17 protein-coding genes and 1 tRNA gene are annotated in these 22,203 nt (G+C 72.8%); 6 read left to right on the top strand and 12 right to left on the bottom strand.

The window, feature by feature from the left end:
* Positions 1-14: 14 nt before the first annotated feature.
* Positions 15-1,334 carry an SGNH/GDSL hydrolase family protein gene (locus CRP51_RS23475; protein WP_097233312.1) on the bottom strand — a complete coding sequence of 440 codons (1,320 nt, stop codon included), beginning with the start codon at positions 1,332-1,334 and terminating at the stop codon, positions 15-17.
* Positions 1,335-1,512: 178 nt separating this feature from the next.
* Between CRP51_RS23475 and CRP51_RS23480 the strand changes: the two genes are divergently transcribed.
* Together CRP51_RS23480 and CRP51_RS23485 are read left to right on the top strand one after the other, a co-directional pair.
* Positions 1,513-2,883, top strand: coding sequence for a DUF445 domain-containing protein (locus tag CRP51_RS23480; RefSeq protein ID WP_170970646.1), 1,371 nt, complete (start codon positions 1,513-1,515; stop codon positions 2,881-2,883).
* Positions 2,884-3,041: 158 nt separating this feature from the next.
* A tRNA-Leu gene (locus tag CRP51_RS23485) sits at positions 3,042-3,126 on the top strand.
* 77 nt (positions 3,127-3,203) lie between these two features.
* Here CRP51_RS23485 and CRP51_RS23490 read toward each other — a convergent pair.
* Positions 3,204-3,632 (bottom strand): OsmC family protein, encoded by a 429-nt coding sequence (locus CRP51_RS23490; protein WP_097233314.1) that lies wholly within the window; start codon positions 3,630-3,632, stop codon positions 3,204-3,206.
* Positions 3,633-3,815: 183 nt separating this feature from the next.
* On the opposite strand from CRP51_RS23490, the gene CRP51_RS23495 reads away from it, so the two are divergent.
* A complete protein-coding gene (locus CRP51_RS23495; protein WP_097233315.1) occupies positions 3,816-4,151 on the top strand; it encodes an antibiotic biosynthesis monooxygenase family protein in 336 nt (111 codons plus the stop codon).
* 72 nt (positions 4,152-4,223) lie between these two features.
* Here the strand turns inward: CRP51_RS23495 and CRP51_RS23500 are convergent, their stop codons facing one another.
* The 8 genes from CRP51_RS23500 to CRP51_RS23535 form a co-directional block, all read right to left on the bottom strand.
* A complete protein-coding gene (locus CRP51_RS23500; RefSeq protein ID WP_097233316.1) occupies positions 4,224-4,997 on the bottom strand; it encodes an IclR family transcriptional regulator in 774 nt (257 codons plus the stop codon).
* A gap of 199 nt (positions 4,998-5,196) precedes the next feature.
* Entirely contained in the window at positions 5,197-5,952 is a 756-nt protein-coding gene (ehuA, locus tag CRP51_RS23505) for an ectoine/hydroxyectoine ABC transporter ATP-binding protein EhuA (protein WP_245880764.1), read from the bottom strand.
* Positions 5,953-6,055: 103 nt separating this feature from the next.
* On the bottom strand, positions 6,056-6,709 hold the full coding sequence (gene ehuD / locus CRP51_RS23510) for an ectoine/hydroxyectoine ABC transporter permease subunit EhuD (protein ID WP_097233318.1): 654 nt from the start codon (positions 6,707-6,709) through the stop codon (positions 6,056-6,058).
* Positions 6,706-7,452: an ectoine/hydroxyectoine ABC transporter permease subunit EhuC gene (gene ehuC / locus CRP51_RS23515; RefSeq protein ID WP_439333211.1), complete on the bottom strand. Its 747-nt coding sequence runs from the start codon at positions 7,450-7,452 to the stop codon at positions 6,706-6,708. The genes ehuD and ehuC overlap by 4 nt, the downstream gene beginning before the upstream one ends.
* Positions 7,452-8,363, bottom strand: coding sequence for an ectoine/hydroxyectoine ABC transporter substrate-binding protein EhuB (ehuB, locus tag CRP51_RS23520; RefSeq protein WP_097233319.1), 912 nt, complete (start codon positions 8,361-8,363; stop codon positions 7,452-7,454). The genes ehuC and ehuB overlap by 1 nt, the downstream gene beginning before the upstream one ends.
* A 74-nt stretch (positions 8,364-8,437) precedes the next feature.
* Positions 8,438-9,694 carry a Na+/H+ antiporter NhaA gene (gene nhaA / locus CRP51_RS23525; protein ID WP_097233320.1) on the bottom strand — a complete coding sequence of 419 codons (1,257 nt, stop codon included), beginning with the start codon at positions 9,692-9,694 and terminating at the stop codon, positions 8,438-8,440.
* 138 nt (positions 9,695-9,832) lie between these two features.
* Positions 9,833-10,561 carry a potassium channel family protein gene (locus tag CRP51_RS23530; RefSeq protein ID WP_097233321.1) on the bottom strand — a complete coding sequence of 243 codons (729 nt, stop codon included), beginning with the start codon at positions 10,559-10,561 and terminating at the stop codon, positions 9,833-9,835.
* A 26-nt stretch (positions 10,562-10,587) separates the two neighbouring features.
* A complete protein-coding gene (locus CRP51_RS23535) occupies positions 10,588-11,967 on the bottom strand; it encodes a TrkH family potassium uptake protein (RefSeq protein WP_170970647.1) in 1,380 nt (459 codons plus the stop codon).
* A 262-nt stretch (positions 11,968-12,229) separates the two neighbouring features.
* Between CRP51_RS23535 and CRP51_RS23540 the strand changes: the two genes are divergently transcribed.
* From CRP51_RS23540 to CRP51_RS23550, 3 genes are all read left to right on the top strand, one after another.
* Positions 12,230-12,877 (top strand): hypothetical protein, encoded by a 648-nt coding sequence (locus tag CRP51_RS23540; RefSeq protein ID WP_097233323.1) that lies wholly within the window; start codon positions 12,230-12,232, stop codon positions 12,875-12,877.
* A 269-nt stretch (positions 12,878-13,146) separates the two neighbouring features.
* On the top strand, positions 13,147-15,216 hold the full coding sequence (locus tag CRP51_RS23545) for an SPFH domain-containing protein (protein ID WP_097233324.1): 2,070 nt from the start codon (positions 13,147-13,149) through the stop codon (positions 15,214-15,216).
* A 74-nt stretch (positions 15,217-15,290) separates the two neighbouring features.
* A complete protein-coding gene (locus tag CRP51_RS23550) occupies positions 15,291-20,150 on the top strand; it encodes a DNA repair ATPase (protein WP_245880762.1) in 4,860 nt (1,619 codons plus the stop codon).
* A 183-nt stretch (positions 20,151-20,333) separates the two neighbouring features.
* On the opposite strand, the gene CRP51_RS23555 is transcribed toward CRP51_RS23550, so the two are convergent.
* Entirely contained in the window at positions 20,334-21,314 is a 981-nt protein-coding gene (locus tag CRP51_RS23555; protein WP_141514654.1) for a hypothetical protein, read from the bottom strand.
* A gap of 48 nt (positions 21,315-21,362) precedes the next feature.
* On the bottom strand, positions 21,363-22,115 hold the full coding sequence (locus CRP51_RS29205; protein ID WP_212615975.1) for a hypothetical protein: 753 nt from the start codon (positions 22,113-22,115) through the stop codon (positions 21,363-21,365).
* Positions 22,116-22,203 lie beyond the last annotated feature (88 nt).

A 22,203-nucleotide genomic window follows, 5' to 3' on the forward strand; every position in this document is an offset into this window, starting at 1 on the left:
CGTGCCTCGGGCGGTCAGAGGGCCTGGGCCTCCGCCGTGTGGTCGACCAGCTCGGAGAGGTCGACCGCCTCCGCCATGGCGCGGAACCCCTGGTCGTTGGGGTGGAGACCGTCGCCCGAGTCGAAGGCGGGCAGCATCAGGTGGGGAGAGGACGGGTCCGCCAGCGCCGCGTCGAAGTCGATCACGGCGTCGAACAGGCCGCCCGCCCTGATGCGGTCGTTCACCCGCAGACGTATCTCCTCCCACTCGGGCGTCCACGCCGGGTGCCCGCCGAACGGCGCCAGCGTGCAGCCCAGCACCCGCAGCCCCTCGGCCGCCGCCTCGTCGGCCAGCCGGTCGAGCCCGCGCAGAATCGCCCGCGGATCGGTGACGCGGGGCTCCAGCAGGATGTCGTTGATGCCCAACTGCACCACCAGCGCGCGGGCGCCCGGCTGGGGAAGCGCGTCGGTGTGCAGCCTGCTGAGCCCCCGCGCCCCGTTGAACAGGCGGTCCGGGGGGCCGTCCCGCAGCAGCCGGTTCCCGCTGATGCCCTGGTTGAGCACCGCCAGGTCGGGGGCGTCGGCGTCGTCGCGCAGCCGCGCGGCGAGCACGTCCGTCCAGCGGCGGTTGGCGTCCCGCGTGGAGGTGATCCCGTCCGTCAACGAGTCGCCCATGACGACCACCGCGCCGTCGGCCTGGGCGGTGAGCACCTGGACCCCCGTCAGATAGCGCCAGACGTCGGAGGTCCTGGTGAAGCCGGTGCCGGAGAGCCGGCTGGTCTGCTCGCCGACGGCCAGGTAGTTCCCCTGCTGGGCCATCCGGTGGTAGGTGACCGGGCCGGACGGCTCCGGCGAGTAGAGCGAGACCAACAGGTCTGCGGCGGGCGGCAGCTCCAGCGGGGTGGCGTCGGATATGACGGACCCCCCGGGCGGCACCGTCACCGAGTGGCCGTCTCCGAACGTCACCCGGTGCATCGTGCCCTCGTGCGCCGCCGCGCCCCCGAGCGCGGAGGAGAGTGCGACGGTCACGTTCGTGAACGTCACCGGCTGACCGCCGTATCTGTTCGACAGCTCGACGCGCACGGCGCTGCCCCCGACGGAGGTGCGCACCACGTTCCTGATCGTCTGGTCGGCGAAGCCGTCGGCGGTGCCGGGCTCGGCCCCCGAGGGCGCGGCCGACCAGGTGCCGATCCACTCCCCGCGCGCCGCGGGCACCACCTCGGGCGCCGACGGTGTCGGCGCCGCGATGTCCACTCTCTCGCCCCGCCCCGTGCCGATGGCGAGGGCGACCCCCAGCAGTATCACTAGCAAAGCGGCGAGCAGCCCGAAGACCCCTCGCTTACTGACCTCTCCCACGCGTCGATGATCCCACGCGTCACCCGCACGGCCGTACCAAACCCTCCACAGCTTGTGAATGATCACACCGGCCCTGTGGATGGCGAATGCGGCAGAAACGGTCCGAGGGGGGATGATGCGGGAACGACGGGTGGGGCACGGGTCGTTGCCAACGGCGAACGCGGAGGGAGTGACGGGGATGCGGACCGAGGACGCCGAGCGCGCCGAGGAAGTGGAGCGTGACGAGCGCGCCGGAGCGCGTGACGAGCGCGACACACGCGGCGGGCGTGGCGAGGGCGTGGGGCAGGCCGGCGTGCTCACCGCCGCCGACGAGGCGAAGCGGCGCGGGCTGCGCCGGATGAAGGCGGTGGCCACCGGCCTGCTGGTGGTGGTCGCCGTGGTCTACGCGCTCGCCACCTGGGCCGAGCACAGCGGCGCCGGCGCCTGGGCCGGCTATGTCGCGGCGGCGGCCGAGGCCGGGATGGTGGGCGCGCTCGCCGACTGGTTCGCGGTGACCGCGCTCTTCCGCAGGCCGCTCGGCCTGCCCATCCCGCACACCGCGATCATCCCCACCAAGAAGGACCAGCTGGGCCAGTCCCTGGGCGAGTTCGTCGGGGAGAACTTCCTCTCCGAGCAGGTGGTCAAGGACAAGCTGCGGTCGGTCGAGCTGTCGCGGCGGCTGGGGGACTGGCTCGCGGTGCCGGACAACGCGGACCGCGTCACCGCCGAGTTGGCCACGGCGGTGCGCGGCGGGCTGCGGGTGCTGCGGGACGCCGACGTGCAGGCGGTGCTCTCCGAGTCGATCACCCGGCGGGCCGAGGCGCAGGAGATCGCCCCGACGCTGGGCCGGCTGCTGGAGCGGACCATCGCGGACGAGGGCCATCGCCGGCTGGTGGACCTGCTGTTGGAGGCCGCGCAGGGCTGGCTGACGACCCATCGGGACGCGGTGCTGGACGCGGTCGCCGGCGGCTCGCCCGGCTGGACGCCCCGGTTCGTCGACCGGAGGGTCGGCGAGCGGGTCTACCGCGAGCTGCTGCGCTTCGTCACCGAGGCCAAGGACCAGCCGGACCACCCCGCCAGGGAGACCGTCGACCGCTTCCTGGCCGACTTCGCCCAGCAGTTGCAGCACGACCCGGAGACCAGGGAGCGGGTCGAGCGGGTGAAGAACGACCTGCTCAACCGGCCGGCGGTGCAGGACCTCATCGCCTCGGCGTGGGGCGCGCTGCGGGCGATGATCCTGGCGTCCGCGGAGGACGAGCGCAGCGCGCTGCGGCTGCGCGCGCGGGCCGCGGTGCTGGGCACCGGCGGGCGGTTGGTCTCGGACGACCGGCTGCGCGCCAAGCTCGACGGCTGGGTCGCGGACGCGACGGTGCACGTGGTCTCCGGTTACCGGGCGCAGATCACGTCGTTGATCACCGACACGGTGGCGGCGTGGGACGCCCCGACGACCTCGCGGAAGATCGAGCTGCACATCGGGCGCGACCTCCAGTTCATCCGGCTCAACGGCACGGTCATCGGCGCGCTCGCCGGCCTGGTGATCCACGCGGCCACCCGGGCGCTGGGCGGCTGAGCACGCGCGGCCGGCCGCCGGGTGCGGTGCTGCGGCGGTGCGGCGTGGTCGGGGGGGCGCCGGTCGGGTCGGGTCCGTGGGCGGCGGTCCGCGCGGCCTCCCGGGGCGCTTCTCCACCGGTGGGGTGGTGGACGTCTGTCGTAGAATCGCCCGCACGAGCGGCCGTGATGGAACTGGCAGTCATGCTGGGTTTAGGTCCCAGTGCGCCTCGCGCGCGTGAGGGTTCGAATCCCTCCGGCCGCACACGACAGGGCCCCCGACACCCGTCGACGGAACGGATGCCGGGGGCCCGACGCGGCGCCTCAGCCGAGGAGTTCGGCTCAGTCGAGGAGTTCGGCCTCCAGCGTGATGGTGACGCCGGCCAGCGCCTGGCTCACCGGGCAGTTCTCCTTGGCGGTGTTGGCCGCCTCCTGGAAGCCGTCGGCCGACAGCCCCGGCACCCTGGCCTGGACCTTCAGCACGATGCCGGTGATGCCGGTCCCCGGCTGGAACGTGACGTCGGCGGAGGTCCGCACCGTCTCCGGCGGGGTGCCGGCGCCGGCCAGCCCGTGCGAGAGCGCCATCGAGAAGCACGCGGAGTGCGCGGCGGCGATCAGCTCCTCGGGGCTGGTCCGCCCCTCGGGGGTCTCCGCGCGCGAGGGCCAGGTCAGGTCGAAGGTGCCGACCCCGGACGAGTCCAGGTTCACCTTGCCGGCGCCCTCCATGAGGGAGCCTTCCCAGTTGGTCGTCGCGGTGCGTGTGGTTGCCATGGGCGATCCTCCCGAGGGGAAAAACCAGAAGCGGGTCACCTACACGCTATCGCTGCCGCCCGGGTGACGGGGAAGCACGGGCGGTCGACGCCGGCGCGTTCCTCCGGGTGCAGACTGGGGGCCGGCGGCCCGGCCCGTTGAGGCGGCGGGGCCGGAGGCCATGAGGTGACAGGAGACGTTCGGGTGTCCGTGGTGAAGATCAACGTTCTGGAGGTTCCCGCCGAGCAGCGGGAGGAGTTGGAACGGCGGTTCGCCGGCCGGGCCGGGATGGTGGAGGGGCAGGACGGGTTCGAGTGGTTCGAGCTGCTGCGGCCGGTCGAGGGGACCGACCGGTACCTGGTCTACACCCGCTGGCGGAGCGAGGAGGACTACCGGGCCTGGGCCGAGGGCTCGATGCGGCAGGCGCACGGCGGTGGCGGCGAGGGCCGGCGGCCCGCCGCGACCGGGTCGGAGCTGTGGTCCCTCGAAGTGGTCCAGCAGGCGGCGCCCAGGGCGCCCGGGGCCCAGGACCCGTCCTAGGCGACCCGGACGGGGACGACCAGGACGACCGGCCTCGGCCCGGCCTCGGCCCGGCCGCGGGCGGGGCGCGGTTCAGATGCTGAGCGAGAGCAGCGTGGTGGCCGCCTGACGGTTCAACTCCTCGGCGGCCTCGCGCAGTCGGTGGCCCTGGCCCACCGGCAGGGAGAGCGCCAGGCAGCCGACCGTGGCGCCGGCCGTCAGCGGCACCGCCGCGCACAGCGTGCCGATCGCGTACTCCTGGAAGTCCAGCACCGGCATCGTGGGCGGCTGCCGCTCCAGCGTGCTCAGCAGCACCCGGCGGTCGGTGATGGTGCGTGAGGTGAGCCGCGCCGCGCGGTGGCGGGTGAGGTGGTCCTGGCGGCCGTCGTGGTCGAGCTGGCTCAGCAGGCACTTGCCGATCGCGGTGGCGTGCGCGGCGGAGCGGAAGTCGACCCACTCGTTGACCACCGGCGCCTGCGGGGTGTCCGAGACCTGCGGCACCTCCAGCTCGCCGTCGGCGTAACGGGCCAGGTAGACCGGGGCGTTGAGGGAGTCGCGCAGCGCGTCGAGGGCGGACTGGAGCCGCTCCTCGCGGAAGCGGCGGCGGCTCTCCTCGCCGTCGTCGCCCGCGCCCCCGAGCATCAGCAGCGTCCGGCCAGGCGCGTAGACCCCGTCCAGGGGCTCCTCCACATACCCCTCGGCGAGCAGCATCCGCAGCAGATGCTCCTGCTGCTCCGGGGGAAGGCCGGTGGCCTGCCCCAACTCGCCGCCGGGTATGCCGTCCGGGTGCCCGGCGATCGTCTCCAGCAGCCGCAGAGCGCAGCGCACGGAGTGAAACGGAGCTGTGCGGCCGGGCGTTGTCGCCACGTCGTCCTCCTGCCAGCGTTCACAAGGTCCACGCGTCCGGGAGGACACGAGGAGGCTGAGCCTCCCCAGAGTAGCGAGAACGACACCGGTGGTGCGCCGGTTCACACAGGAACGGCACACCACCGGGGGCGGTCCGGGGCCGCGGCCGACGGGCGGCGGCCCCGGGGGCGTTCGGCCAGCACAGCGGGCCGAGGCGCGGTCAGAGCACCGTCGAGAGGAACTCCTTGGTGCGGTCGTGCTCCGGCTCGCTGAAGATCTTCTCCGGGGAGCCGGACTCGATGATCTTCCCCTTGTCGAACATCAGCACCGCGTCCGAGATGTCCCGCGCGAAGGACATCTCGTGGGTGACCACCAGCATGGTGATGTCGGTGGAGAGCGCGATGTCCCGCAGCACGTCCAGCACGCCGGCGACCAGCTCGGGGTCGAGCGCCGAGGTGACCTCGTCCAGCAGCAGCACCTGGGGCCGCATCGCCAACGCGCGGGCGATGGCGACCCGTTGCTGCTGCCCGCCGGAGAGCTGGCTGGGGTACTTGTCCAGGTGCTCGGTGAGACCGACCAGTTCGACCAGTTCCTTGGCGCGCTCCTCGGCCTCGTCCTTGGAGAGGCCCAGCACGTGCACCGGCGCCTCCATCACGTTGCGCAGCACCCGCATGTTGGGGAAGAGGTTGAAGTGCTGGAAGACCATGCCGATCTTCTTGCGCACCTCGCGCACGTGCTTCTCGCTCGGCTTGACCAGTTTGCCGGCCCGCTCCTCGTGGGTGAGGTACTGGCCGTCGACCTTGATCGTGCCCTCCTCGGGGGTGAGGAGGGTCATCAGCAGCCGCAGGATGGTGGTCTTCCCGGAGCCGGACGGGCCGATCAGCGTGACGTGCTTGCCGGTCTCGACCCGGAAGTCCAACTGGTCAAGCACGGTCACGTCGCCGAACCGCTTGGTCACCTTGTCGAATCTGACCAGTTCGCTGCCGGCCGCGCGGCACTCGGCGGGGTCGGCGGACGCGTCGGTCCCGGTCGGCTCGGCGGACTCGGTGTCCTGGGCCTTCTTCACGTTCTCGGGGTTTTCAGCTGGTGAGGGCAAGACGACGCTCCAGAACTCGGATCAGCAGAGAGGCCGGGTAGGCGATGACCAGGAAGGCGATGCCGACGATGGTGTAGGCCTCGGTGGTAAAGGTGGTATTGCTGAAGTTCTCGGCCTCTCCGAGCATCTCCATCGCCCCGATGACCGCGATCATGGGGGAGTCCTTCAGCATCGCGATGACGTAGTTGCCCAGCGCCGGAACGACGCGGCGGATGGCCTGCGGCAGGATCACCGCGACCCAGGTGCGCACGCGCGGCAGGCTCAGCGCCGTCGCCGCCTCCCACTGGCCGACGGGCACGCCGTCGATCCCCGCCCGGTACACCTCGGCCGTGTAGGTCGAGTAGTGCAGGCCCAGACCGATGATGCCGGTGGTCAGCGCCGACATCGAGGGACCCCACTCGGGCACCACGTAGTAGAGGAAGAACAACTGCACCAGCAGCGGGGTGTTCCGGATGAACTCGGTGAGCGCGGTCACCGGCCACCGCACCCAGGCGAACGGCGCGCGCTGGGCCATGGCCCAGACCAGGCCGAGCCCGAACGCGATCAGACTCCCCAGCACCAACGCCTGGAGGGTGACCAGGACCCCGTCCCAGAACGAGGGCATGAAGTCGTTGACGATCTCCCAGTCCCAGTTCACTTGGCCACACCCCCCGTGGTCAGCGCGCCCGAACCCTCGTTGGCGCTCTCCCGCAGGGAGAGCTTGGCCAGCAGGCCGCGGCGCTGCTGCGGCCTGCCGACGTTCGCGTTGGCCTTGCGCTCGATCACCCGCATCCCGCGGGTCAGCGTGAACGCCAGCGCGAAGTACAGCACCAGCAGCAGTGTGTAGACCGGAGCGGACTCGTTGGAGCCCAGCCGGACCAGGTTACCCGCGTAGGTCATGTCCGCCACGGTGATGACGGAGACCAGCGCGGTGCCCTTGAGCAGCTCGATCAGCAGGTTGTTGAACGGCGGGATCATCTCGGGCAGAGCCTGCGGGATCTCGATCCGCCGCAGCCGCTGCCACCGCGTGAAGCTCAACGCGACCCCCGCCTCGCGCTGCCCCTCCGGCACGGCGGCGAGCGCCCCGCGCACCACCTCGGAGCCGTACGCCCCGTAGGTCAGACCCAGCGCCAGCACGCCGGCGAACATCGGCACCAGTCGCCACTCCAGCAGCAGCGGCAGCGAGAAGACCAGCCAGAACATCAGCACCAGCGACGACATGCCGCGGAAGATCTCGAAGTAGGTCCCCGCCAGGAACCGCACGATCCACAGCCGCGAGGTGCGCAGCGTGCCGACGGTGAAGGCGACCACCGCGCCGAGCACCGCGCTGTACAGGGTCACCTGGATCGTGATCCAGATGCCCGGCAGAAAGTAGTTGTCGAACATCCCCTCGGTCATCATCAGCAAAGCTCCTCAGCGGTGAGGTCGGTCATCTCCGCCTCGGTGAAGCCGAAGGGTTCCACGATCTCCAGCAGCTCCCCGCTCTCCTTGAGCTTGTGGAGCTCCTCGTTGAACGTGTCGCGGAAGTTCTGTTCTGAGGGGCGGAAGGCGAACGCGCCGGCGCCGTAGGCCGGCTCGCCGTCCACGATGGGCACGAAGGGCTCGGTGGCCTCGACCCGGTTGTTGCCCTCGACGACGTCCATCACGGTCACGTTGGTGCCGGCGAAGGCGTCCGCGCGGCCCTGGCTGACGGCGTCGAGGCCGGCGACCTGGTCGGGCAGGATCAGCAGCTTGCTGTTGGGGACGCCGGCGGCCAGCGCGTAGTCGATCTCCGCGTACGCCTGCCCGGTCGCCAGGGTCAGCCCCTGCTCGGCGACGTCCTCGTACCTGGTGATGCCCAGCGGGTTGCCCGCCGGGACGATGAAGGAGTCCGGCATCTGGTAGTCGGGATCGGCGAAGAGGACCTGCGCGCACCGCTCGGGCGTGATGTACATCCCGGCCGAGACCACGTCGAAGACCTGCGCCTTGAGCCCGGGGATCAGCGCGCTGAAGTCCACCGGGATCGCCTCGACGTTGTCCACGCCGAGGCGGGAGAAGATCACCTTGGCGATCTCCGGCGCCTCGCCCGTGGGCTCGCCGTCGTCGTTGACATAGCCGAACGGCGGTTCGCTGGCGATGCCGATCTTCACGCTGCCCCGGTCACGCAGCCGGTCGAGAAGGTTCCCCCCTTCCACCGCGTCCTCGGCGGCCACCCGGCTGCACCCGGTGGCCGCGAGGCCGCCGAACACCGCCAGACCGGCCAGCAGAGAGCGGCGACTGAGCCCGGTCCCTCGGTGTCCGTCCTGAAGAAAACTTCTTGTCGGTGGAGCCATGGGCGCGCGGCTACCCAGAGCCTTCACATCTATGCGGGCCCGTTCGGGCGTACGCGCACACCGTTGCCTGGTCGTTACGGTGACGTCGAGTCGCCGGAACGGGCGAGCCTCCGTCCACGCAGAGTGAGCATCAGGGCGGCGCTGGTCGCCGCCAGCAGCGAGGTCAGCAGCACGGCCGCCTTGACGTGCTCGGTCATCGCCGGGTCGCCGGCGAAGGCGAGCTCCGCGATCAGCAACGACACCGTGAAGCCGATGCCCGCCAGCAGCGCCGTCCCGGCGACGTCGGGCCAGCCCAGCTGCGGGTTGAGGCGGGCCTTGGTGAAGCGCGCCGTCAGATAGGTGGCGCCGAAGACCCCGATCAGCTTCCCGAGGAACAGCCCCAGCACCACGCCCAGCGCCTCCGGCTCGCCCGCCATCTCGCCCAGCGTCGCGGCCGAGACCGGGACCCCGGCGGCGAACAGGGCGAAGAGCGGCACGGCCAGCCCGGCGGAGAACGGGTGGACCAGGTGCCCGATGTGCTCGGCCGGTGTCGACTCCTCGTCGTCGCGCGGCGTGGCGCGCAGCAGCATCCCGAGCGCGACGCCGGCGACCGTCGCGTGCACCCCGCTGTGGTAGGTCAACGTCCAGACCGCGAGCGCCAGCGGCACGTACCAGTACCAGCCGCGCACCCCCCGCGTGTGCAGCAGCCGGAAGAGCAGCAGGCCGGCGGCCGCGCCGGCGAGCGCCAGCACGTCCAGCTCCGAGGTGAAGAAGACCGCGATCACCAGGATGGCGATCAGGTCGTCCACGATCGCCAGCGTCAGCAGGAAGGTGCGCAGCGCGCTCGGCAGCCGCCGGCCGACCACGGCCAGCACACCCAGCGCGAACGCGATGTCGGTGGCCATCGGCACCGCCCAGCCGTCGGACGCGCCGCCCGACGGCAGCGCGACGGCGAGGTAGATCAGCGCCGGGGTGACCATCCCGCCGATCGCCGCCATCACCGGCAGCGCGGCGGCCGCCGGGCGGCGCAGCTCGCCCACGGTCAGCTCGCGCTTCAACTCGGTGCCGGCGACGAAGAAGAAGACGGCGAGCAGCCCGTCCGCGGCCCAGTGGCCCACCGACAGGTCGAGGCCGAGGAACGGGATCTCCAGGTGGTGGTCGCGCACGGACTCGTATCCGGCGCTCCACGGGGAGTTGGCGAGGAAGAGGGCGAGGGCCGCGGCGACCAGCAGCAGCATCCCGCCGGTGACCTCCAGGCGCAGGAACTCGGCGACGGAACGCCGGTCGCGCTCGGCGGGGGGCAGGCGGCGGGCGATCTTCGGCAGGGGGGAGGGCAGGCGTGGCGGGGTCATCCGGTGTCTCTCTCCTCGGGAACGCGGCATTCACTCGCCGACCAGACTTCCCGGCACACCCAAGCCGCTCGGGCGGTCAGGGGCCGCCGTCCTTACGCGTCTTTGACGTCACCGTACCCCGAGGTGCGGCGAACAACCTCAGGTCAGGTCGGCGAAGCTCTCGACCGCCGATGTCCTGCCGGTGACCACGATCACGTCTCCCGGCTGGACCACCGTCTCCGCCGTCGCGTGGGTGAACTGCTCGCCGGGCCGCTTGACGCCCACCACCGTCACCCCGTGCCGGCGGCGCACCCCGCTCTCGCTCAGCGGCATCCCGGTGGTGGACTGCGGGGCGACCGTCTTCACCAGCGCGTAGTCGTCGTCGAACTCGATGAAGTTCAACATCCGGCCCGTCACCAGGTGCGCCACCCGTTCGCCCATCTCGTGCTCCGGCAGGATCACGTGGTGGGCGCCGAGCCGTTCCAGGATCTTGCCGTGCTGGCGGCTGATCGCCTTGGCCCAGAGGTTGGGCACCCCCAGCTCCAGCAGGTTGGACGTGGTCAGGATGCTGGCCTCGATCCTGGTGCCGATGGCCACCACCGCGCGCGGGAACTCGTCGATCCCCAACTGCCGCAGCACCACCTCGTCCGTGGCGTCCGCGAGCACCACGTGGGTCAGGGTGTCGCGGTGCTGCTGGACCAGGTGTTCGTCCGAGTCGACGCCCAGCACCTCCCAGCCGCGCCGCATCAGCTCCTCGGCGAGCGAGATGCCGAACCTGCCGAGGCCGACCACCGCCACCCGCTGGTCCCGGTGGTGCTCCGCGGGCGCGTGCGCCGCGGCCGTGCGCTTGCCGCGCCTGCGGCGCATCGCGTGCAGTTGTGAACTCATGGCGTTCCCCGTCGTCTCCGTCCGACCTATCCGATGATCGGCCGCTCCCGCGGCAGCCGGTAACGCGCTTCCCGTATCCGCATCGCCAGCGCGGACACCAGGATGACGGGTCCGACCCTGCCGACGAACATCAGCACCATCAGGATCACCCGCGCCGCCGCGTCGCTCTCGCCGGCGAGCCCGGTGTGCAGCCCCACGGTGCCGAACGCGGAGACGGCCTCGAAGACGACCAGTTCGGCCCGGACGTGCAGCAGCGACATCAGCGCCACCACCGCGACCACCAGCAGCGCGGCGCTCAGCAGCGTCACGGTGAGGGCCTGCCGCACCACGTGCTCGGAGACCCGGCGGCCGAAGACCCCCGCCTCGCGCTGCCCGCGCACCTCGGCGAGCACGGCGGCGGCCAGCACGGCGAGGGTGGTCACCTTGATCCCGCCGGCGGTGCCGGCGCTGCCCCCGCCGACGAACATCAGCGCCGCCGTGCCGAGCAGCGTCTCCGGCTCCATCGCGGCGATGTCGGTGGTGTGGAAGCCGGCGGTGCGGGCGACGACGGAGTGGAAGAAGGCGTTGAGCACCTTCCGGCCGGTGTCGAACGGCCCGAACGTGTCGGGGTTCCCCCACTCGAACGTCAGGGTCAGCGCCCAGCCGGCGAGCAGCAGCAGCGCGCTGGTCGCCAGCGTCAGCCGCAGGTGCAGCGACCAGGGGTGACGGGGGCGCACACCGGGGGCGCTCCGGCGGGTGCGGTGGCGCAGCAGTTCGATGATCACGGGGAAGCCGAGCCCGCCGAGCAGCGCGGCGACCGCGATCGGCAGCAGCGTCCAGGGGTCGCCCGCGAAGCGGCTCAGGCTGCCCGGGTAGGGGCTGAGCCCCGCGTTGTTGAACGCCGAGACCGCGTGGAAGACGCCGTGGTAGAGGGCGTGGCCGAACGGTTCGCCATGGCCGAGCGCGAAGCGGGCCGTCAGCACCGTGGCGGTGGCGGCCTCGACGGTCACCGTGATCAGCGCGACCCTGACCAGCAGCCGGCGGATGGCGCCGCCGCCCGAGGTGGTCTCGGCGCCCAGGTGGAGCGTGGTGGACAGCCGCAGCTTCCCGGCGACCAGCAGCGCCAGCAGCGAGGCGAGCGTCATCACGCCGAAGCCGCCGACCTGCGCCAGCGCCAGCACCACGACGTCGCCGAAGCCCGTCCAGTAGCTACCGGTGTCCACCACCAGCAGCCCGGTGACACAGACGCTGGAGACGGCGGTGAAGAGGGCGGTCAGCAGGCTGGGGGACTCGCCGGCGGCGGAGGCGACGGGGAGCTTCAACAGCCAGGTGCCCAGGGCGATCACGGCGAAGAGCGCGAGAACGACGAGCCGGGCGGGGTGGGTCTGGGCGAGCCAGCGCCGCAGGGGGAGGGCCAGATGCGCCACGATGTCAGCATAGTTCCTTTTCTGGGGATTTCCGGCGTGGTGCGCTGGTGCGGGTCCGCCCCCGGCCGGTGGCGTTCCCCGCCCGCGGGCGGTTTCTGTGATCGGTAGGGGGAGGCGCGCGGGGGATGCTGACGGCGTGGCGGGAAGGAGGGTTCTCCGGCGAGCCGCCCCGGTTCCGCGTGTGCGGGATGTCGAACGGCACTGGCGCGGCGGGGTGTTAAGGATGTATTAATGAAAGAGACGTGACCTTGCGGGGGGTGACATGGCGGACTTCTTCTCCACGGCGTTGGAGTTCCCCGCCGTGGTCTTCTCGATCCCGCTCGCCGTCGTCCTGCTCTACTGGCTCTTCGCGCTCGCCTTCGGCGTCGGCGCCGGAGCCGTCGACGCGGCCGACGGTGTCGCGGACGGGGGCGGGGGCTTCGGCTGGTTCGGGCTCGGCGGCGTGCCGCTGGCCGTTCCGCTCTCCCTGCTGACCGCGTTGGCCTGGTTCGCCTCGATGGCGGGCGGCGAGCTGATCGACGACGAGGTCGGTCGCGCGCTGGTGCCGCCCGCCGCGCTGGTGCTCGGCTGGGCCGGGGCCTGGCTGGCGGTCCGCCCGCTGCGGCGGCTCTTCGAGCCGGAGTCCGGGCTCTACCACCGGGACTTCGTGGGCCGGGTCTGCGAGGTGCGCACCAGCAGGGTGACCGCCTCCTTCGGCCAGGCCGAGGTCACGGCCGACGACGGCGGCACCGCCGTCGTGCAGATCCGCGCCGAGGGCCCGGAGGCCGCCGAGCTGGCGGCCGGGCGCCGGGCGCTGATCTACGGCTACGAGGCGGACGGCGGGTTCTTCTGGGTCGCGCCGTACGACGCGGGTCCGTTGGACCCCGGCCCCGACGAACCGGGGCCCGGGCGAAACCGGGCGCTGGACTGACGCGTCCTCACCACCGAGGCCACGACTCCTTCACAGTCCTTCGAGCAGCACGCACTTCCGACACGTGGCGGCGCCGCCGCGCGCGGACGGCACCGGCCGGCCGCGCCCAGCCGCCACGCCCCGGGACCACCGGGGACACGACCCACGCGTTGCCCACACAACGTCGAACGGGGCGCCGCCGCGCGCCCGTCCACGGCCGTAAGTCCGCGATCCATCGCGGCTGCGCGGGCCCGGTGCCCGCCGAAACGAGAACACAAGGGGGGCCATCCATGGACACTCTCGGTACCAGCCTCGGCGTACTGATCGCCGCGGCGCTGATCATCATCCTGGCCACGTTGTTCCTGCTCACCCGACTCTTCCGCAAGGTCGAGCAGGGCAAGGCGCTGATCGTCTCCAAGGTGCGCAAGGTGGACGTCACGTTCACCGGCGCCGTGGTGCTGCCGGTGCTGCACCGGGCCGAGGTGATGGACATCTCCGTGAAGGCGATCGAGATCGGCCGGACCGGCAAGGAAGGGCTGATCTGCAAGGACAACATCAGGGCGGACATCCGGATCTCGTTCTTCGTCCGGGTGAACAAGACGGTTCCCGACGTGATCAAGGTGGCCCAGGCCATCGGCACCGAGCGCGCCAGCGACCGGTCCACGCTCCAGGAGCTGTTCAACGCCAAGTTCTCCGAGGCGCTGAAGACCGTCGGCAAGCAGCTCGACTTCGCCGACCTCTACACCAAGCGTGACGAGTTCCGCGACCGGATCATCGCCGTCATCGGCACCGACCTCAACGGCTACAGCCTGGAGGACGCGGCGATCGACTACCTGGAGCAGACGCCGCTCGGCCAGCTCGACGCCCACAACATCCTGGACGCCCAGGGCATCCGGAAGATCACCGAGCTCACCGCCGCGCAGCACGTGCTCACCAACGAGTTCCAGCGCAACGAGGAGAAGGAGATCACCCGGCAGAACGTCGACGCCCGCGAGGCCGTGCTGGAGCTGGAGCGCCGCCAGGCGGACGCCGAGATCAAGCAGCGCCGCGAGGTGGAGACCGTGCGCGCCCGCGAGGAGGCCGAGACCGCACGCGTCCAGGCGGAGGAGCGGCTGCGCGCGCAGGCGGCGCACCTGAAGACCGAGGAAGCCCTCGGCGTGCAGAACGAGAACCGCGAGCGCGAGGTCGCCGTCGCCAAGCTCAACCGCGACCGGGTCGTCGCCATCGAGAACGAGCGCATCGAGAAGGACCGGGTACTGGAGGTCATCGCCCGCGACCGGGAGACCGGGCTGTCGCGGATCGCCGCCGACAAGGAGATCGAGGGCGAGAAGCGGGAGATCGCCGACGTGGTCCGGGAACGGATCGCGGTGGAGAAGACCGTCGCGCAGCAGGAGGAGGAGATCAAGCGGCTGCGCGCCGTCGAGGAGGCCGAGCGCGAGCGGCAGGCCGTGATCATCGCCGCCGAGGCCGAGGCGCAGGAGCGGCTGGTCAAGGACATCAAGGCCGCCGAGGCCGCCGAGGCCGCGGCCACCCACCGCGCCGCCGAGAGCCTGACGCTGGCCGAGGCCAAGCGGAAGTCCGCCGAGTTGGAGGCGCAGGCCGCGATCCGGCTGGCCGAGGGCCGCAAGGCGGACGCCGCCGCGCCCGGCATGGCCGAGGCCGAGGTGCAGGAGCGGATGGCGCAGGCCATCGCCGCCACCCGGCACGCCGAGGCGGAGGCCGCCCGCCAGATGGGGCTGGCCGAGGCCGAGGCGCTGCGCGAGAAGATGGGCGCGGAGGCCACCGGGATCAGGGAGAAGGCCGAGTCGATGGCCGTCCTGGACGCCGCCAGCCGGGAGCACGAGGAGTACCGGCTGCGGCTGGAGGCCGACAAGGACGTCCGGCTCGCCGGCATCGACGTGCACCGGCAGATCGCCGAGGCACAGGCGAGCCTCGTCGCCACCGGACTGGAGAACGCCAAGATCGACATCGTCGGCGGGGACTCCGTCTTCTTCGACCGGCTGGTCGGCGCCATCTCCGCCGGCAAGAGCGTCGACGGCTTCCTGGACCGCTCGGAGCACGCCCGCACCCTCGTCGGCCCGTGGCTGGACAAGGACGGGTCGACGTTCACCGAGGACCTCTCCCGCATGGTGGGCGGCCTCGGCGCCGGCGGGCTGCGCGACCTGACGCTGGCCGGGCTGCTCAGCGGCCTGATCTCGCGCGGCGGGGACGCCGGCGGACAGCTGGGCGGGCTGCTGGAGACGGTCCGCGCCCAGGGCCTGGGCGACCTGCCGCTGGCCGAGCTGGCGGGCGCCGGCGGCCCCGCCGTCAACGGCCGGCCGGCCAAGGGCGAGGGGCCCGTCCTGGAGAAGCGGCCCTGACGCGGCGCCGGCGGCCCGTTCCCTCCCCGGAGGGCGGGCCGCCGCGCCCCGGGTCGCACGGTGGAGAGACGAACGTGGGGGTAGCGAGGGTGGACACGCGCGAACGCGAGACGCCGGCGGGCGCGGCCGAGGCGCCGGACCGGGGCAGTTACGAGGTGCTGAGGGACCGACTCGTGGCGGCCGCCGGCGAGTTGGGGGAACGGACCAGGCGGCTGAACGCCGACCGGGTCGCGACGTTCGGCGGCGGCGAGCTGGAGCTGGTCGCCACCGGGCGGCTGCGCACCGGGCGCGACAGCCTGCCGAGGGACCTGGTGCGGGTCGGCGACGCGCTGCTCTTCGGCTACCGGGTGCCGCCCGCGCCCGGCCAGTCCACCGGCGTCGGCGACGTGTTCGGGCTGCACAGGCCCGACGGCGACGGCTTCACGCCGGTCGGCCCCGAGGCGGTGCCGGGGCTGCTCGACGACCCCGCCTTCCAGCGGGACTTCGCCGAGCTGTTCCGCTACTTCCAGCAGTCCACGCTGCTGCGGCTGCGGACCGTCGGGGGCCTGCTGCTCGCGGTCTTCCGCACCGGCGAGCGGATCGACGACATCCGGGTGCTCCGCTGGCGGCTGCACCCCGACGGGCGGCCCGAGTACGTCGACGCCAAGGGCGAACGCGACCACGTCCAGCCGCCGCCGCACGAGATCACCTGGGTGCCCGCCACCCGCGACGACCAGGTGCCCGGCGCCGCCCCTGGGCAGCACCCGCACCTGGACATCGCCGGCGTGCTCCGCCTGGCCACCGGCGGCGGCACCCTCGCCCTGCGCACCGCGGGGGACGAGCCGGACGGCGCGCCGCGCCACAGCGAGCCGCTGGCCGAGCCGTTGCAGTCGCTCGCCGACGCGCGGGTCGCGCACGCCCGCGTCGGCCCGCTGCTGCTGCTGGACGTGCTCCCCTACAACGAGACCGACCACCGCTACCTCGTCCACAACACCCGCACCGGCGACATCACCCGGCTCGACGGCATCGGCCGCGGCTGCCGGGTGCTGCCCGAGGACCAGGGCGTGATCTTCCCCGGCGGCTACTACCTGTCGGCCGCGCCCGCCGGCTCCGCCGCCCGCACCTTCGACCTGGACGCCGAGGGGCTGACGTTCGAACGGCTGCTGCGTGCGCCCAACGGCGAGGACCTGCTCTACGTCTTCCGCGACGACGCGCGCGGCCGCGCGCTGCTGCTGCCGTACAACCTGATCGACAAGTCCGTGCGGAACCCGATTAGTTGCCTCGGCCACGCGCTCTTCGACGACGGCCGCCTCGTGGTCTGCCGCGCCGAGGCCGCCGAAGCGTCCCGGGTCCACCCGGTGCAACTGTGGGCGACGCCGTTCACCAGCGAGGAGCACGCCGCCGCCCAGCCGGCCGGCACGGGGCCGCTGGCCAGGATCGGCAACGCCGACCTGGTGCGCGGCGTGTCCGACGCGTTCACCGTCGTCCGGATGGCCACCGAACTGGAGCCGGACACCGCCGTGTTCGAGGCCGTCGTCGGCGCCTGCGACCGGCTCACCGACCAGTACCACTGGCTGACGCTGCCCGAGGCGCACGCGCTGCACGAGCCGGTCGCCACGCTCCGCGCCACCGCCGAGCAGGTCATCGCCGAGTACGAACGGGTGCGCGAGCTGCGCGCGCAGGCCGCCGCCACCCTCGCCGAGGCCGAGTCCGAGATCACCGGACTGGTGCGGCGGGCACGCGGCGAGGCGCCGCGCGGCGCCGCCGAGTGGGTCACCCTGCTGACCCGGCTGCGCCGCGCCCAGGGCCGGGTCGCCGCGCTCCGCGACACCCGGCACATCGACACCGGCGCGCTGGACCGGCTCGACGAGACCCTCACCGAGTCGCTGGCCGCCACCGGCCGCCGCGCCGTCGCGTTCCTCTCCCGCGACGACGCGTTCGACGAGACCCACGCCGCCATCGCCGAACTCGCCGAACGCGCCGCCGCCGTGGAGAGCGTCGCCGACGCCGTGCCGCTCGCCGACGCCTGCGCCGAGCACGCCGACGAACTCCGCACCGTCACCGAGGTGATCGGCACGCTGGAGATCGCCGACGCCGTCGTCCGCACCGAACTCCTCACCCGCGTCGGCGAGGTCACCGGCGCCGTCAACCGCGCCCGCGCCGTCCTCGACGGGCGCCGCCGCGAGCTGCTGGAGAGCGAGGGCCGCGCCGAGTTCGCCGCCGAGTACGCGCTGCTCGGCCAGGCAGTCACCGGCGCGCTGGCGGCCGCCACCACGCCCGAGGAGTGCGACGAACACCTCGGCCGGCTGCTGCTGACGGTGGAGAACCTGGAAGCCAGGTTCGGCACCTTCGACGACTATCTGGCCCAACTCGCCGACCAGCGCGAGGAGATCTACGAGACCTTCGCCGCCCGCAAGCAGGCCCAGCTCGACGAGCGGGCCCGGCACGCCGAGCGGCTGGCCGCCTCGGCCGAGCGGGTGCTGGACACCGTGGGCCGCCGCGCCTCCGCCCAGGGCAGCCAGGACGAGATCAACGCCTACTTCGCCGCCGACCCGCTGGTCGCCCGGGTCCGCGCCACCGCCGACGAACTCCGTTCCGTCGGCGAGGAGGTGCGCGCCGACGAGATCGAGGGGCGGCTGACCGCGCTGCGCCAGGAGGCCGGGCGCACCCTGCGGGACCGCGCCGAACTCTTCGGCGCCGACGGCACCATCCGGCTCGGCCGCCACCACTTCACCGCGTCCACCCAGCCGATCGACCTCACCCTGGTGCCGCACGAGGGCGGCCTCGCGTTCGCCGTCACCGGCACCGACTACCGGGCCGCCGTCACCGACGCCGAACTCGCCGCGGCCCGCCACTTCTGGGACCAGCCGCTGGCCTCCGAGTCCCCCGACGTCTACCGCGCCGAGCACCTGGCGGCGACCGTGCTCACCGGGGCCGAGGACGCCGAACTCACCGCGGCGGCGGCCGAGGACCAACTGCTGCCGCTCGTCCGCCGGTTCGCCGAGGCCGCCTACGACGAGGGATACGACAGGGGCGTCCACGACCAGGACGCCGCCCTCATTCTCGGCGCCGTGCTGCGGCTGCGCGAGGCCGCGGGGCTGCTCCGCTTCCCGCCCGAACTCCGCGCCTGCGCCCAGTTGTTCTGGGCGCACGGCACGACGGAGACGACCCGTGCCGCGCTCACCACCAGGGCCCAGTCGCTGGCGCGCGCACGCGCCACCTTCGGGGCGACCGCCGCCGTCGACGCGCTCGGCGAGGAACTCACCGACGCCGTCGGCGCGTTCCTCGCCGGACTGCCGGCCGAGGCGGGGCTGCCGCGCGAGGCGCCGGCCGGGGTCGGCGGCTATCTGCTGGAAGAACTGGCCGCCGGCGGGCCGGCGTTCGTCACCAGCCCGGCCGCCGGCGCGCTGCGCGGCGACTTCCACTCCGCGCTCGGCGAGGCCGGCGTCAAGGAGCTGACCCAGGACCTGGCCGCCGTCGGCAGCGACCTGGCCGCCCGCCACCAGCTGGTCGCCGCCTGGCTGACCGCGTTCACCGGCGCGCAGGGCCGCGACGCCACCGACCTCCCGGAGGCCGCCGCCCTCGAACTCACCGCCGACACCCTGGAGCACCGGCCGGTCGACGCCGAGCTGACCGCCGTCATCAGCGGGCTGCTGGGCAGCCATCCCCGGCTGCGACGCGGCGAACTCCCGCTGCGGCTCGACGAGTTCCTCACCCGCACCGGGACGTTCCGCACCGAACGGGTGCCCGCCCACCGCGCCTACGTCCGCCGCCGCAACGCGCTGCTCGACGCGGAACGCCGCAGGCTGCGGCTGGAGAGCCACCGGCCGCGGGTGATGCCGGCGTTCGTCCGCAACCGGCTGCTCGACGAGGTCTATCTGCCGCTGATCGGCGACAACCTCGCCAAGCAGCTCGGCGCGGCCGGCGCCGAGCGGCGCACCGACAGCCAGGGGCTGTTGCTGCTGCTCTCCCCGCCCGGCTACGGCAAGACGACGCTGATGGAGTATGTCGCCGCCCGCCTCGGGATGGTCTTCGTCAAGGTCGACGGGCCCGCCCTCGGCCACCACACCACCTCCCTGGACCCGACGGCGGCGCCGGACGCCGCCGCCCGGCGGGAGATCGAGAAGCTCAACTTCGCGCTGGAGATGGGCAACAACGTGCTGCTCCATCTCGACGACATCCAGCACTGCTCGCCCGAGCTGCTCCAGCGCTTCATCCCGCTGTGCGACGCGCAGCGCCGCATCGACGGCGTCCGCACCTCCGACGGCGCGGCCGTCAGCCACGACCTGCGCGGCAAGCGCTTCGCCGTCTGCATGGCGGGCAACCCGTTCACCGAGTCAGGCCACCGCTTCCGCGTCCCCGACATGCTGGCCAACCGGGCCGACGTGTGGAACCTGGGAGAAGTGCTGACGGGACGTCAGGAACTCTTCGCACTCAGCCACGTCGAGAACGCGCTGACCGCCAACCCGACGCTCGCGCCCCTCGCCTCCCGCGACCGCGCCGACATCGAACTGCTGGTGCGGCTGGCGCGCGGCGACGAGACCGCCTCGGCCGAGCGGCTGCGTCACCCGTACACGCCGGCCGACCTGGAGCAGATCCTCGCCGTGCTGCGGCTGCTGCTGCGGGTGCGGGACGTGATGCTCCAGGTCAACGCGGCGTACATCGCCTCGGCGACGCAGGAGGACGCCACCCGCGTCGAGCCGCCGTTCCGCCTCCAGGGCTCCTACCGCAACACCAACCAGATCGCGGAGCGGATCGTTCCGGTGCTCAACGAGGAGGAGCTGGACGCGCTGATCGACGACCACTACCGGGCCGAGGCCCAGACCCTCACCACAGGCGCGGAGGCCAACCTCCTCAAACTGGCGGAGCTGCGGGGGCGGTTGACCCCCGAGGAGGCGGTCCGCTGGGCCGAACTGAAGGCATCCTTCGCACGCGGTGGACCGGTGACGGCCTGAGGGGCGCGGGGAACGGCGCGGATGCTGGGTGGCGGGGGTCAGGCGACTATGGTGCGGTGCCGGCTGGGTGGGTGGTCGGGTGCGCCCCGGTGGTGGGTTGCTCGCGCGGTTCCCCGCGCCCCCGCACCGCCGGTGGGCGGTCGCGGTCAGCCGGCCAGGCGCACCGCCGGTGGGCGGTCCCGTTCAGGCGGCCAGGCTGATCGCCGTGGCCACCAGGTAGCAGCCGACGAAGAACGCGGCCAGCCGCACCACCCCGGCCCCCACGTAGCGCCAGTAGAAGCGCCGCGGCGCCGAGGCGTTCTCCGGCAGCCGGGCCAGCGTCGCCGCGGGGGAGCGGCGGCCGCCGCCGGTCAGTCGCCACAGCCGTTCGGTGTGCAGCGCCGGCACCCGCCAGCCGGCCAGCACGCCGCTGGCCACCATCTGGTGGCGCAGCCAGGCCAGTTCGTGACGCCACCCGACCTTCTGGGTGCGCGGCACCCGGTCGCCTGGCCGCCGCCACTTCAGGAAGCAGTACCGGAAGCAGAGCGACCAGCCACCCGCCACCACCGCCACCACCGCCAGCAGCGGCCCGTTCTCGTCCGGCGCCGCCAGCACCGGCGCCGCCGCGCCCAGCGTGCCGAGCACGGTCAGCATCCCCACGCCCCAACCCGCCAACGTCCAGCGGAAGTTGCGAAACGGCGCGGTGCGCATCCCGTGCACCAGCTCCCGCTGGTCGCGCGGCGCGAACGCCGTCAGCCCCGAGGTCGAGCGCTGGTAGAGCTCCTCCGCACGCCCCCACAGGGCCGCGCCGTGCGCGGGCCCCAGCGGCGGCAGCGCGTACAACCCCGCGAGCTGCGCGTCCCGTTGGCTCTCACCGGCGCGGAACTCCGCGCCCAGCGGCCCGTGCCGCGGCGTCAGCCGGCGCAACGCCAGCCACGCCCCCCACAGCGCGACCGCCGCGACCGGAACGCCGGGCAGCAGCCAGCCGGCCCACTCCTCGACGTCCGTCAACGGCATCGCGACACCGGCCAGCACCGCGAACGCGGCGACCGGGACGGCGACCAGGGCCAGCACCAGCGGGGCGGCGCCCGACCGCTCGTAGTGCTGCCGGTCGAGCGCCACCAGGTAGTCGTTGATCGGCCGCAGCCGACCCAGCCAGTCCCCGTCTCCCGTCGTCACGTCCATGACCACCATGATGCCCGCCGGGCCCCCGACCCCGGCGGGCCCGTCCCCTCAGGCGGGGGCGCCCCGGAGATCCCTGGTGAAGACCGCGTCGTCGCCCTTGGCGGCCTTGGCCACCGCGTCGGGGTCGAACGAGACGGTGCGCGCGATCTTCGCCAGATGGTCCCCGAAGACCGGGGTGTGGCGCAGGGTCGGCGTCGCGATGGTGAAGTAGACGCAGTAGTCCCGGGGCGCGGGCATCGCCAACTGGAGGAAGGAGACCCCCAGCTTCGGCGGCGGGCCCTGGCCGACGCCCTCCGGGCGCGGGAACGTCATCGACCGCAGCGAGATCGAGGTCACCGCGGGGCCGCCGGGCAGCTTGGTGGCCATCAGGGTGTCCTGCGGGCCACGGGCGCCCTTCGCCAACCGCTCGTCTATGTCGGTCAGTTGGCTCTGGGGAACCTCGCCGAAGTACTCCTCCTTCTTCACCCGGTAGATCGACTCGGCCGCGATCAGCGCCGACTCGTGCCGCGTCGGCAGCAGGCCCACGACCAGCATTCCCAGCGCCAGCGAGCCGTTCTCCACGCTGATGTGGACCGCCGTCTTGCACACCTCGTCGACCTGGAGCATCGGCAGCACGCGCGGCATGTTCTCCATCGCGTAGCTCCGGCCCTCGCCCCCGACCGTCGGCATCAGCCGGTCCAGCGTCTGTGACCACTCCTCGGGCGAGGGCGAGTCGGGCAGCGGCACATAGCTGTCCGGGACGCGCGCGGTGAAGCAGAGCGGTATGCCGGCGCCCTCGGCCGACTCGACGGGGCCGCTCATTAGAGGACCATCCTTTCTGCAGCCCTCACGGGTAGGGTTGTGACCTCTTGGTCCCGGCGGGTGCATGGCCATCGTCGCGAGCCGTTCG

It is taken from the genome of Streptomyces zhaozhouensis (assembly GCF_900230195.1).
In the GTDB taxonomy this organism is placed as follows: domain Bacteria; phylum Actinomycetota; class Actinomycetes; order Streptomycetales; family Streptomycetaceae; genus Streptomyces; species Streptomyces zhaozhouensis.